10 protein-coding genes, 2 tRNA genes and 1 riboswitch are annotated in these 12,357 nt (G+C 60.8%); of the genes, 1 reads left to right on the top strand and 11 read right to left on the bottom strand.

Annotated features, from left to right (window positions below; all coding sequences use genetic code 11):
• Positions 1-2 precede the first annotated feature (2 nt).
• From ACCD02_RS30310 to ltaE, 6 genes are all read right to left on the bottom strand, one after another.
• Positions 3-76: transfer RNA gene (locus ACCD02_RS30310), tRNA-Arg, on the bottom strand.
• Between the two features lie 107 nt (positions 77-183).
• Positions 184-274: transfer RNA gene (locus ACCD02_RS30305), tRNA-Ser, on the bottom strand.
• Positions 275-336: 62 nt separating this feature from the next.
• Positions 337-525: a carbon storage regulator CsrA gene (gene csrA, locus ACCD02_RS30300; protein WP_002554426.1), complete on the bottom strand. Its 189-nt coding sequence runs from the start codon at positions 523-525 to the stop codon at positions 337-339.
• Positions 526-719: 194 nt separating this feature from the next.
• Positions 720-1,952: an aspartate kinase gene (locus tag ACCD02_RS30295; protein ID WP_259105652.1), complete on the bottom strand. Its 1,233-nt coding sequence runs from the start codon at positions 1,950-1,952 to the stop codon at positions 720-722.
• Positions 1,953-2,044: 92 nt separating this feature from the next.
• Positions 2,045-4,669, bottom strand: a complete 2,625-nt coding sequence (alaS, locus tag ACCD02_RS30290; protein ID WP_413309991.1) for an alanine--tRNA ligase — start codon at positions 4,667-4,669, stop codon at positions 2,045-2,047.
• Between the two features lie 129 nt (positions 4,670-4,798).
• Entirely contained in the window at positions 4,799-5,800 is a 1,002-nt protein-coding gene (ltaE, locus tag ACCD02_RS30285; protein ID WP_413309988.1) for a low-specificity L-threonine aldolase, read from the bottom strand.
• Positions 5,801-6,016: 216 nt separating this feature from the next.
• A riboswitch (FMN riboswitch) is annotated at positions 6,017-6,178 on the top strand.
• A 117-nt stretch (positions 6,179-6,295) separates the two neighbouring features.
• Between ltaE and ACCD02_RS30280 the strand changes: the two genes are divergently transcribed.
• A complete protein-coding gene (locus tag ACCD02_RS30280; protein ID WP_413309986.1) occupies positions 6,296-6,805 on the top strand; it encodes a 6,7-dimethyl-8-ribityllumazine synthase in 510 nt (169 codons plus the stop codon).
• Between the two features lie 268 nt (positions 6,806-7,073).
• Here ACCD02_RS30280 and astE read toward each other — a convergent pair whose 3' ends face one another.
• Genes astE through astA form a run of 5 tightly spaced genes read right to left on the bottom strand, consistent with a single transcriptional unit; the run spans position 7,074 to position 12,313 of the window.
• Positions 7,074-8,078 carry a succinylglutamate desuccinylase gene (gene astE, locus ACCD02_RS30275; RefSeq protein ID WP_413309984.1) on the bottom strand — a complete coding sequence of 335 codons (1,005 nt, stop codon included), beginning with the start codon at positions 8,076-8,078 and terminating at the stop codon, positions 7,074-7,076.
• Between the two features lie 13 nt (positions 8,079-8,091).
• Positions 8,092-8,382, bottom strand: a complete 291-nt coding sequence (locus ACCD02_RS30270; RefSeq protein WP_413309982.1) for a topoisomerase II — start codon at positions 8,380-8,382, stop codon at positions 8,092-8,094.
• Positions 8,383-8,414: 32 nt separating this feature from the next.
• On the bottom strand, positions 8,415-9,761 hold the full coding sequence (astB, locus tag ACCD02_RS30265) for an N-succinylarginine dihydrolase (protein WP_413309979.1): 1,347 nt from the start codon (positions 9,759-9,761) through the stop codon (positions 8,415-8,417).
• Positions 9,762-9,821: 60 nt separating this feature from the next.
• Complete coding sequence (gene astD / locus ACCD02_RS30260) at positions 9,822-11,291, bottom strand: succinylglutamate-semialdehyde dehydrogenase (protein WP_413309997.1); 1,470 nt, start codon at positions 11,289-11,291, stop codon at positions 9,822-9,824.
• Positions 11,288-12,313: an arginine N-succinyltransferase gene (gene astA, locus ACCD02_RS30255; protein WP_413309977.1), complete on the bottom strand. Its 1,026-nt coding sequence runs from the start codon at positions 12,311-12,313 to the stop codon at positions 11,288-11,290. The genes astD and astA overlap by 4 nt, the downstream gene beginning before the upstream one ends.
• Between the last annotated feature and the right edge of the window lie 44 nt (positions 12,314-12,357).

Genomic DNA, 12,357 nt, shown 5'->3' with positions numbered 1-12,357 from the left:
GGTGCACTCGACAGGATTCGAACCTGTGACCGCTCGGTTCGTAGCCGAGTACTCTATCCAGCTGAGCTACGAGTGCATTTGTTGCCGCGCATTATAGGTCGTTAAATCTCTTTGTAAAGCGCTTTTTGCTAGTAAATTCAATCACTTACAGCTCAAGCCAGATTCAACGCACTAAGTAAATAATGGCGGAGAACGGGGGATTCGAACCCCCGACACCCTTTTGAGGTGTACTCCCTTAGCAGGGGAGCGCCTTCGGCCACTCGGCCAGCTCTCCGCAACACGGGGCGTATAATAACCACCCTTTTCCCCGTTTGCAAACCAAAAATTCAATAAAAATTAATGGCTTGGTTCCTCGTCCTTCTCTTTCTTGATTCGCAGGTAAATCTCTTCGCGGTGAACAGCCACTTCCTTGGGCGCATTGACACCAATACGCACCTGATTACCCTTGACGCCAAGCACTGTAACCGTGATTTCACCGTCACCGATGATCAGGCTTTCCGCGCACCGACGAGTCAGAATCAGCATACCTTTCTCCTCACTCAATACATTCAGGGACTACAGTCCACACAACCCCCAGGCACAACCCCACGCGCAAACATGAGGTGTGCCAAGCCTGAGTATTGACCAGCGCAGCCAAAACGACAGGTTTTCTGTGCAGAACCGGTAAAAGCGCAAAGGCGCGGCCTGCCTGACGGAAGACCGCGCCTCTGGATCCAGCCTTACTCGCCCTGACGGGGAGCGTCGAGCTCGAACGCGGTGTGCAATGCACGCACAGCCAGTTCCAGGTACTTCTCTTCAATGACCACGGAAACCTTGATTTCCGACGTGGAGATCATCTGGATATTGATGCTCTCCTTGGCCAGGGCTTCGAACATGCGGCTGGCAACACCTGCGTGGGAACGCATGCCGACACCGACGATGGAAACCTTGGCAATCTTGGTGTCGCCCTTGACTTCACGGGCACCGATTTCGCGAGCGGTGTTTTCCAGCACCTGCAGCGCCGCGAGGTAGTCGTTGCGGTGCACTGTGAAGGTGAAGTCAGTGGTGTTATCGTGCGCAACGTTCTGCACGATCATGTCGACTTCGATATTGGCGGCGCTGATCGGGCCGAGGATCTTGAAAGCCACGCCCGGGGTGTCTGGCACGCCACGGATGGTCAGCTTGGCCTCATCGCGGTTGAAGGCGATGCCGGAAATGATCGGCTGTTCCATGGATTCCTCTTCATCAATAGTAATGAGGGTGCCCGGCCCCTCCTTGAAGCTGTGCAGGACGCGCAGCGGGACGTTGTACTTGCCGGCGAATTCCACCGCACGGATTTGCAGGACCTTGGAACCGAGGCTGGCCATTTCCAGCATCTCTTCGAAGGTGATCTTGTCCAGGCGCTGAGCCTGGGACACCACACGCGGATCCGTGGTGTAGACACCATCGACGTCGGTGTAGATCTGGCACTCATCGGCCTTCAGGGCGGCAGCCAGTGCCACACCGGTGGTATCCGAACCACCACGACCCAGGGTCGTGATATTGCCGTTTTCGTCGACGCCCTGGAAACCGGCGACCACTACCACGCGACCGGCCTTGAGGTCGGAGCGGATTTTCTGGTCGTCGATCTGCAGGATACGCGCCTTGTTGTGCGCGCTGTCGGTCAGAATGCGCACCTGATTACCGGTGTACGACACCGCAGGCACGCCGCGCTTTATCAGCGCCATGGCCAGCAGGGCAATCGTCACCTGCTCGCCGGTGGACACAATCACATCCAGCTCGCGTGGCACCGGCTGATCGCTGATCTGTTTGGCCAGATCGATCAGACGGTTGGTTTCGCCGCTCATGGCGGACAGCACGACCACCAGGTCGTCGCCCGACTCGCGGAATTTTTTGACTTTGTCGGCTACCTGCTCGATGCGCTCGACAGAGCCCACGGAGGTGCCTCCAAATTTCTGTACGATCAAAGCCATCTCAAAGCCGCCTCAGAGCCCACGAAGGGCGCCATTAAAACGTTCGAACCCAACAACACGGCCCGCCGCGAACAGCGGGCCGGGAGGTCGACTTAAATACCCTGCTCGACGAAAGGAACCGTCAGTGCCAGCGCTGCGTCCAGAGCCGCAGCATCGACACCGCCACCTTGCGCCATGTCAGGACGACCGCCGCCTTTACCACCCACGGCGGCCGCCGCTTGCTTCATCAAATCACCGGCTTTGAGTTGGCCAGTCAGGTCCTTGGTCACACCGGCGACCAAGACAACCTTGTCCTCATGGACCCCACCGAGCAGGATCACTGCGCGGCCGAGCTTGTTCTTCAACTGGTCGACCAGCGCCAGCAGCGCCTTGCCATCCTGACCGTCCAGGCGTGCAGCGAGCACCTTGGCGCCCTTGACGTCCACGGCCGAGGACGACAGATCGTCGCCTGCAGCGCTGGCGGCCTTGGCTTGCAGTTGTTCCAGTTGTTTTTCCAGCTGACGATTGCGTTCAAGCACCGCGCTCAGCTTGTCCAACAGGTTGTCGCGATTGCCCTTGACCAGGGTCGCGGCTTCCTTGAGTTGTTCTTCGGCACCGTTGAGGTAGGCCAGGGCCGCCGCGCCGGTCACCGCTTCGATACGACGCACGCCTGCCGCCACACCGCCTTCGCTGGTGATCTTGAACAGGGCGATGTCGCCGGTGCGATTGGCGTGGATACCGCCGCACAGCTCGACGGAGAAATCACCGCCCATGCTCAGCACGCGCACGCTGTCGCCGTACTTCTCGCCGAACAGCGCCATGGCGCCCTTCTGCTTGGCGGTCTCGATATCGGTTTCTTCGGTCTCGACCGCAGTGTTCTTGCGCACCTGGGCGTTGACGATTTCTTCCAGAGCCTTGATCTGCTCCGGCTTGATCGCTTCGAAGTGGCTGAAGTCAAAACGCAGGCGCTGGCTGTCGACCAACGAACCTTTCTGCTGCACGTGGTCGCCCAGCACCTGGCGCAGGGCCGCGTGGAGCAAGTGAGTGGCCGAGTGGTTCAGGGACGTGGCCTGACGAACGTCGGCCTCGACTTCCGCTTCTACCTGGGCGCCGACCTTGAGGCTGCCAGCCGCGACCACACCGTGATGCAGGAATGCACCGCCGGTCTTGGTAGTGTCACGCACGTCAAAACGTACGGCACCGGCCTGGAGGAAGCCGCAATCGCCGATCTGGCCGCCGGATTCGGCGTAGAACGGTGTGGTATCGAGGATCACAACGCCCTCGTCGCCTTCGTTCAACTGCTCGACCGACTGGCCTTCTTTATAGAGAGCCACGATCCTGGCGCTGCCGCGAGTGGCCTTGTAGCCGGTGAATTCGGTGGCCACGTCAACCTTGACCAGGCTGTTGTAGTCCATGCCGAAGGAACTGGCGGAACGGGCACGCACGCGCTGGGCTTCCATCTCGCGCTCGAAACCTTCCTCGTCGAGGGTCAGGTTGCGCTCACGGGCGATGTCGCCGGTCAGGTCCATGGGGAAACCGTAGGTGTCATACAGCTTGAATACGACGTCGCCCGGAATCACGGTGCCCTTGAGCTCGGACAGATCCTGCTCGAGGATCTTCAGGCCCTGCTCCAGGGTCTTGGCGAACTGCTCTTCTTCGGCTTTCAGGACGCGCTCGATGTGCGCCTGCTGGGTTTTCAGTTCCGGGAAGGCAACGCCCATCTCGGTGACCAGCGCAGCAACGATCTGATAGAAGAAGCTGCCCTTGGCGCCCAGTTTGTTGCCGTGACGGCAGGCGCGACGAATGATGCGGCGCAATACATAGCCGCGGCCTTCGTTGGACGGCAGCACGCCATCGGCAATCAGGAAACCGCAGGAACGGATGTGGTCGGCCACGACTTTCAGCGACGGCTGGTTGTCATTGCTGCAACCGATGGCTGCAGCCGAAGCGCTCAGCAGGCTCTGGAACAGGTCGATCTCGTAGTTCGAATGCACGTGCTGCAGCACGGCACTGATCCGCTCCAGGCCCATGCCGGTGTCCACCGACGGCGCAGGCAGCGGGTGCAGCACGCCATCGGCGGTGCGGTTGAACTGCATGAAGACGTTGTTCCAGATCTCGATGTAGCGGTCGCCGTCTTCTTCCGGCGAGCCCGGTGGGCCGCCCCAGATGTCGGCGCCGTGATCATAGAAGATCTCGGTGCAAGGACCGCACGGCCCGGTATCGCCCATGGTCCAGAAGTTGTCGGAAGCGTATGGCGCGCCCTTGTTGTCACCGATACGGACCATGCGCTCGGCCGGCACGCCGATTTGCTTGGTCCAGATATCGTAGGCTTCGTCATCGCTGGCATAGACCGTGACCCAGAGCTTTTCCTTGGGCAGGTTCAGCCACTTGTCCGAGGTCAGGAAGGTCCAGGCGTAGGTGATCGCATCGCGCTTGAAGTAATCACCGAAGCTGAAGTTGCCGAGCATCTCGAAGAAGGTGTGGTGACGCGCGGTGTAGCCGACGTTTTCCAGGTCGTTGTGCTTGCCGCCTGCGCGCACGCACTTCTGGCTGCTGACTGCGCGGGTGTAGGCGCGCTTTTCCTGGCCCAGGAAGCAATCCTTGAACTGGTTCATGCCCGCGTTGGTGAACAGCAGGGTGGGGTCGTTGCCCGGGATCAGGGAGCTGGAGGCGACACGGGTGTGGCCTTGCTCTTCGAAGAAGCTCAGGAAGGCTTCACGGATTTCTGCGCTTTTCATTAGGTTCTTCCACGGCGATTGCGGGCAAAGGCAAGTACGACTTGCAAAGGGCCGCATTATATAGGCGTTGCGCTGTCGGTACAGTCTGTTTATGCGATAGAAACAAGCAACTGGATTATCGGTAACTTATCAGGGTCTGAAGCGGGCGAATGCGGCTACGACCTGCTCAATCCCGGCACGGGACACATCCAGGTGGGTGACCATGCGCAAACGCGGCGCGGCACTGAGCACGATGCCCTGTTCGGCACAGAAGTCTTTCAGCGCCTGAGCCTGATCACCGATCTGCACATAGACCATATTGGTCTGCACCGGCTCGACCTCGTAGCCCAGTTCGCTCAGTCCCTTGGCCAGCACGGCGGCGTTGGCGTGGTCCTCGGCCAGACGCTCGACCTGATGCTCCAGGGCATACAACCCCGCCGCTGCCAGCAGACCGGCCTGACGCATGCCGCCACCGACCATCTTGCGCAGGCGCCGGGCCTTGCCGATCAGCGCCTCGGAGCCGCACAACACCGAGCCGATCGGTGCACCCAGGCCCTTGGACAGACACACCGAGACCGAATCGAAATACCGGGTGATCTCGCGGGCATCGACACCCAGCTTCACTGCCGCGTTATACAGCCGCGCACCGTCGAGATGCAGGGCCAGGCCCTGCTCGGCGGTGACTTTGCGCGCCGCAGCGAGATATTCCAGGGGCAAAACCTTACCCTGCATGGTGTTTTCCAGGGCCAGCAGGCGGGTGCGGGCAAAGTGGAAATCGTCGGCCTTGATCGCCCCGACCACCTGATCGAGATCAAGGGAACCGTCGGCCTGCACGTCCAGCGGCTGCGGCTGGATCGAACCCAGCACCGCCGCGCCACCGCCTTCGTATTTATAAGTGTGAGCCTGTTGGCCGACGATATATTCGTCACCGCGCTCGCAATGGGCCATCAGCCCCAGCAGGTTGCTCATGGTACCCGTGGGCACGAACAGCGCCGCAGCAAAACCCAGGCGCTCGGCCAGGAAGGCCTCGAGACGATTGACCGTCGGGTCCTCACCATAGACATCATCGCCCAGAGGCGCCCGGGCCATGGCTTCGCGCATGCCGGCGGTGGGCTGGGTCACGGTGTCACTGCGTAAATCGATAACGGTCACGGTCAAAGCTCCCTGAAAAAAATCGAACCTCAATAGTGAACGCATTCATGAGGTGGCAACAAGGCATTACTGAGGCTCAAAGCCAGGATAATCAAGGCCTGCTATAGCTAATAAAAAGACTTTATATAAGTAAAGTGCAGGTCAACCTTACGAAAGTGTCGATGCATAGCGTGGAAATGTATGGTAAAAACTGCGCGCCAGCATCGAATGTGCTGGCAACGTTCTCAGGGCGGGGTGCAACTCCCCACCGGCGGTAATGACGTGCAAAGCGTCTAGCCCGCGAGCGCTTGTCCTGTTGCTTCGGCAACGGCCAAGGTCTAGCAGACCCGGTGTGATTCCGGGGCCGACGGTCATAGTCCGGATGAAGAGAGAACGGGATTGGCAACAGGGCTGCCACCACTGCGCACGGCAAACATGCGCGCAAGGCGGGCGGCTGCCGGAAATCCCATTCGATCCAAAATGCCCTGTTTTTTTCATAAACAGGAGTCAGAACAGATGCAACCCACCGCCATTGACAGCAAAAGCAAAAACCACTCGAACGAACGTATCGCGTTCATTCAGGCTTGCTGGCACAAAGATATCGTCGATCAGAGCCGTAAAGGCTTTGTCACTGAAATGGCCGCCCATGGCTATACCGAGCAAGACATCGACTTCTTCGAAGTCGGCGGCGCCTTCGAAATCCCGCTGCACGCCAAACTGCTGGCCAAGTCGGGCCGCTACGCGGGCATCGTCGCAGCCGGCCTGGTCGTGGACGGTGGTATCTATCGCCACGAATTCGTCGCCCAATCGGTGATCAGCGGGTTGATGCAGGTCCAGCTGGAAACCGAAGTACCGGTATTCTCCGTGGTCCTGACCCCGCATAACTTCCATGGCGGCGAGGAGCACCACAACTACTTCTTCCGGCACTTCGTGGACAAAGGCCAGGAAGCGGCGAAAACCTGCGCCGATACCCTGAGCAAACTGCGCGCGATTCGTAACCATGAGTTGCACAAGCGCGCGGTCTGAATATCGACTTGACCGGGTCTCATCAATCTTGATTTGAGATCCGGCCGGCGCGAATTGCGCAAGTTTAATGTGGGAGCGAATTCATTCGCGAAAACGATAGTGAAGGCCAGACAAACGCGGCGGATGTACCGGCCTCTTCGCGAATGAATTCGCTCCCACAGATGACTCCCCTGCCAAGTGTTTGCTGCGCGACGGCGCAGCTGTCGTAGACGGGGCTGGACCTCCCACAGAACTCACCCCGCCCATTAATATCAGCGTCAGGCAGGTTTTACAGGGCGTCTTCGGCCGCCGGCACAATCAGAATCCCCGCCCGCAGGCCATTCTTGACCTTGGGGTTGGGGAAGATAATGCGCGCCCCCTCTTCCTCGATTACCCAAGGCTCGTGCCCCGGATCCCGGGCCAGCACATAGCCTTTTTCCAGTGGCGAAAAATTCTCGATATCCGCCGCCAGGTTGAGAGTGAAGGCATCGCTGTGCTTGATGATTTCCCGAGCGACGCTGAACAGCTGCAAACCGTCCAGGGACTCGTCGGCCTCGGGCTCGTTGCCTTCGATCATCAACTGCAGGCGCTGACGCAGCAGCGTCAGGTTGACGTCCTGGTTCTGCCCGAAGGGCCGCGCCTTGCCCAGCTCCAGAGTGAAGGCCTCGGCCCCCAATTGGTCGTAGGTATAGGCGCTGAAGACGATCGACGGCTTGTTCTGCAGCAGCACCGCGGCCATGCCGGCGGCGCGCAGGCGGGCCAGTTCGCGGCGTGAATGCCTGCGCCCTTCCTTCCAGGGATAGAGGGCAAATTGTTCGATCTTCGAGCCACGAATCGCCGTATGCAGGTCGTAATGCACGCGATGACGGCCTTCGATGCTGAAGAAGCTGGCCGCCAGGCGCTCCAGCTCTGCGGCGCGCATGGCCTCGCTGCCGATCGCGAACTCATGACGGCCATTGAACAGCCGGTTGACGTCCTGCTCGACATAACGCTCGCCGCGGCGCATGGCCTCGGGGTTGCCGAACAGAAACAGAATGCGTGCCCGTGGCTTCAACCGGCCACGGGCGATACCCTGAATCAGCTCGTCCAGCAGCTCGATCGGGGCGGTTTCATTGCCGTGAATACCGGCAGACAACAACAGGTCCGTGGCGTTATCCCGAACCTGGGGCGGGCGCACCTCCAGCGCGCCCTCACCGAGCCAGCGCAGGCGCGTACCGTCGGCGGTCAGTTGAGTCTTCTCCGCAGGCTCGCGCCCGGCCAGGGTCAGTTCAAGCAGTTTGCCGAGGGCGAGCATCCGCTACTCCTTATCAGTGATCGTGATTGCAGTCAGGGCCGTGGACGTGGTCCTCGTCGTCGCCCATGTCCGCCGGTTCCATTTCCAGTTGCAGGCTGACCAGATTGGTGGCCAGCGGGCGCAGCAGCAGATTGGCGTATTCGGCATCGCCCTCCTCGACATCGACGCCAATCAGCAACTGACCACGGCCGTCCTGTTGAATCCACAGCTCCTTGCCCTGCCAGATGACGGCAACGCGGGTGCAGGACGTTTCCAGTTGGGTGCCATCGGTATCTTCAAGGATCAACTGCAGGGAATCGCTCATGGTCTGGCTTCTCTTAGAGAGGAAAAAGGGTTTCAGCCCAGCTGAAACGGATAAACGGCGCCCAGTTTAAGGATTTGCGTCAGTTCATCCAGTGCCGTGCGGCATTCAAGCAGCAATTGTGGATCAGCCAGGTCGTTTTCGCCCATGCGGTCGCGGTAATGGCGGTCGACCCACTGGGTCAGGCTTTCGTACAGCGGCGCCGTCATGATCACGCCGGGGTTGACCGCCGACAGCTCATTGTCCTTGAGCGCCACGCGCAGACGCAGACACGCCGGGCCGCCGCCATTCTGCATGCTCTGCTTGAGGTCGAAGACCTTGACCTCGCCGATCGGGCTTTCATCGGCAATCAGGCGTTGCAGGTAGTTCCAGACCCGCTCGTTGACCCGGCACTCTTCCGGCACGATAAGCAGCATCGAACCGTCGCCACGGGCCAGCAACTGGCTGTTGAACAGGTAGGAGCGCACCGCGTCCTCCACCGCCACTTCGGCGCGGGGCACGCAAATGGCTTGCAGACGCCCGCCGCGACGGCTGAGCTTATCGTGCAATTCGGCCACCAGCGACTCGGTATTGAGGAAGGCATCCTCGTGATAGAACAGCACTTCGCCATTGCCGACCGCGATCACGTCGTTATGGAACACGCCCTGATCGATCACCGCCGGATTCTGCTGGCCGTAGACCACGCCCTCGGCGCTCAGGCCGTGCAGCCTGGCCACCGCCTGGGACGCCTCCAGGGTCTGACGCGCCGGGTATTTCTGCGGCGCCGGATAGCGAGTGTCGAAGGCACTGCGCCCGAACACAAAGAACTCGACCCCGGCATCGCCGTAGTCACGGCAGAAACGCGTATGGTTGGCCGCACCCTCGTCGCCGAACTGGGCAACGGCAGGCAAGGCCGCGTGATGAGCGAAATGCTGCGGGTCGGCAAACATCGCCTGCAGTACCCGACTGGTCGTCGGGTGCTCAATGCTGCGGTGGTATTTGCAGTTGAGATTGGCGGCGGTGAAATGCACGCGGCCGTCTGCGGTATCGGCACTCGGGCTGACCGTGGCGGCGTTGGCCACCCACATGCTCGACGCCGAGCAACTGGCCACCAGCAGCGGCATATCCTGTTTCGCCACCTTGGCGATCACTTCGGCGTCGCTGCCGCTGAAGCCCAGCTTGCGCAGGCCGGCAACATCCGGACGCTCCTGGGGTGCCAGCACGCCCTGGGTGAAGCCCATGTCCATCAGCGCTTTCATCTTGGCCAGGCCCTGCAGCGCCGCCTCACGCGGGTTGGAAGTCTGCTGGCTGTTGCTCTGGGACGCGACGTTGCCGTAGGACAGCCCGCCGTAGTTGTGGGTGGGCCCCACTAAACCGTCAAAGTTGACTTCACAGGATTTCATCGGCTTGGCTCCATGGATCTATTTTTATACAGCTACGGCACATCTCAGGGCGGTCGCAAATCAGGACAAGCGGAGGCCCGGCGTCAGGGTTGCAGGCAAGGTCAGAACCGCAGCCTCCAGCGATGCCACCGGATACGCGCAGTAGTCCGCCGCGTAATAGGCGCTGGCGCGGTGATTGCCCGAGGCACCGACACCACCGAAAGGCGCGGTACTGGCCGCACCGGTCAGTTGCTTGTTCCAGTTGACGATCCCCGCCCGGCTTTGCAGCCAGAACTGCTTGTAACGCGCTTCGGAATCCGACAACAGACCGGCCGCCAGGCCGTACCGGGTATCGTTGGCTTCGGCAATTGCCCCATCGAAATCGGTATAGCGCACCACTTGCAGCAATGGCCCGAACAGCTCCTCGTCAAGACGATCGCTGACCTGGCTGACATCTAGAATCCCCGGGGTCAGCAAGGCGGCGGTGGCCAGAGGCTGGGTCATCGGCAGCAGACTGACGGCACCATTGGCCAACAGTTGCTCCTGGGCCGCGAGCAAGGCTAGCGCCGCATGCAGGGAAATCACCGAGCCCATGAAGGGTGCGGGCTGCTGGTCGAAAGCACCCACCTGGATGGTTTCAGTGACCGCCACCAGTCGCTCAAGGAAGGCATCGCCCCATACGCCCTGCGGCACCAACAGGCGGCGCGCACAGGTGCAGCGCTGCCCGGCGGAAATGAACGCCGACTGAATCACCGTGTACACCGCCGCATCGACATCCTGTACCTGATCCACCACCAGCGGATTATTGCCACCCATTTCCAGGGCGAGGATCTTGTCCGGACGCCCGGCGAATTGTTGATGCAAGGCATTGCCGGTACGGCTGGAACCGGTAAAGAACAGGCCATCGATACCGCTGTTCGCCGCCAGGGCGATGCCGGTTTCCCGGGCGCCCTGCAGCAGATTCAGAATGCCGGCGGGCAGCCCGGCCTCGATCCAGCACTTGACCGTCAGCTCGGCGACTTTCGGCGTCAGCTCGCTGGGTTTGAACAGCACGGCGTTACCGGCCAGCAGTGCCGGGACGATATGACCGTTGGGCAGGTGACCGGGAAAATTGTACGGACCGAATACCGCAACCACGCCGTGGGGCTTGTGGCGCAATACAGCCGAGGCGTCACCCAACGGACCGCTTTTCTCGCCGGTGCGCTCTCGGTAGCTCTGCACCGAGATCGCCACCTTGTTGATCATGCTGGTGACTTCCGTAGCCGATTCCCACAGCGGCTTGCCGGTTTCCTCACCAATGCAATGGGCCAGCTCATCCGCATGGCTTTTCAGGCTGGCGGCAAAGGCTTCCAGCACGGTAATGCGCTCATCCAGAGAACGCATAGCCCAGGCCGGAAAAGCCTGGCGTGCCGCCTTGACTGCGGCATCAACCTGAACTTCGCTGGCCCCCTGCCCGGCCCAGACAACCTGCTGGGTGACCGGATTCAAGGATTCGAAAGCGTCGCCCTGCCCGGCCTGCCAGGTACCGGCAATATACAAGGTGCTCATCAGACCGCCTCCTTGTTTGGCGACAGCGGCACAGCGCGTACCTGATCACCGGCATTCAGACGCAGACGGCGAGCGGTCAGCGGGTCAACCACCAGAGTACCCGCAGCAAAACGGCCCGGTCCTACGGTGATGCGGCACTCTTCGCGCTTGCGGTTGTGGATCAGGAACGACATGGCGTCGTCGCCCGGTGTGCCGATGGCCAACACCAGTGCCTGACTGTCGTGGACCGCGCGGATCTTGCGGGTCTCGCATTCCACTGCCGGGCCGGCGTCAAAGATATCGACGTAGCCCTGATAGCTGAAACCTTCGCTTTTGAGCATCGTCAAGGCCGGCTCGGTATCGGCATGAACACGGCCGATGACCGCACGAGCAGCCTCCGACAGAAAGCAGCTGTACAGCGGAAACTTGGGCATCAGCTCGGCGATGAACGCCTTGTTGCCCACACCCGTCAGGTAATCGGCCTGGCTGAATTCCATCTTGAAGAAATGCCGGCCCAGGCTTTCCCAGAACGGCGAGCGGCCATTCTCGTCGGACATGCCGCGCATCTCGGCGATGATTTTGGGGCCGAACAGCTGCGGGAACTCGGCGATGAACAGCATCCGCGACTTGGCCAGCAGACGACCGTTGAGGCCGGTGCGGAAGTCGCTGTGCAGAAACAGCGAGCACAGCTCGGAATTGCCGGTCAGGTCATTGGCCAGAAACAGCGTCGGGATCTCGCGGTAGATATTCAGCTCTTGCGAAGCGCTGACCGTCAGGCCGACCCGGTAGTTGTACCAGGGCTCACGCAAGCCGACCGCTCCGGCAATGGCAGAAATGCCGACGACACGCTCCTGATCGTCTTCAAGCACGAACAGATAGTCTGCGTCGCCACGCTCGGCTTCGCCCCGGAAGGTTTTCTCGGCCCAGCCCACCCGGTGCGCCAGGCGCTTTTCGTTGGCGGGCAGCGTGGTCAAACCGGCGCCGGTGTTACGCGCCAGCTCGATCAGCGCCGGCAGGTCACTGCTGCGTACGGGACGAACGATCATGCTATCTCCTCGACACGGGTGCCTTCAGGGCGACCCGCGAAACT

This window comes from Pseudomonas sp. Pseusp88, from assembly GCF_047303955.1.
Taxonomy (GTDB): Bacteria; Pseudomonadota; Gammaproteobacteria; order Pseudomonadales; family Pseudomonadaceae; genus Aquipseudomonas.
Note: the sequence above shows the minus strand (reverse complement) of the source record. Positions and strands in the feature narration are given on the sequence as shown.

Coding starts and splice junctions, on each gene's coding strand:
- ACCD02_RS30270 (WP_413309982.1), bottom strand. CDS start 8,382: ATGAGCGATTCCCTGCAGTTGATCCTTGAAGATACCGATGGCACCCAA.
- ACCD02_RS30280 (WP_413309986.1), top strand. CDS start 6,296: ATGCAACCCACCGCCATTGACAGCAAAAGCAAAAACCACTCGAACGAA.
- ACCD02_RS30295 (WP_259105652.1), bottom strand. CDS start 1,952: ATGGCTTTGATCGTACAGAAATTTGGAGGCACCTCCGTGGGCTCTGTC.
- astB (WP_413309979.1), bottom strand. CDS start 9,761: ATGAAATCCTGTGAAGTCAACTTTGACGGTTTAGTGGGGCCCACCCAC.
- alaS (WP_413309991.1), bottom strand. CDS start 4,669: ATGAAAAGCGCAGAAATCCGTGAAGCCTTCCTGAGCTTCTTCGAAGAG.
- astA (WP_413309977.1), bottom strand. CDS start 12,313: ATGATCGTTCGTCCCGTACGCAGCAGTGACCTGCCGGCGCTGATCGAG.
- csrA (WP_002554426.1), bottom strand. CDS start 525: ATGCTGATTCTGACTCGTCGGTGCGCGGAAAGCCTGATCATCGGTGAC.
- astE (WP_413309984.1), bottom strand. CDS start 8,078: ATGCTCGCCCTCGGCAAACTGCTTGAACTGACCCTGGCCGGGCGCGAG.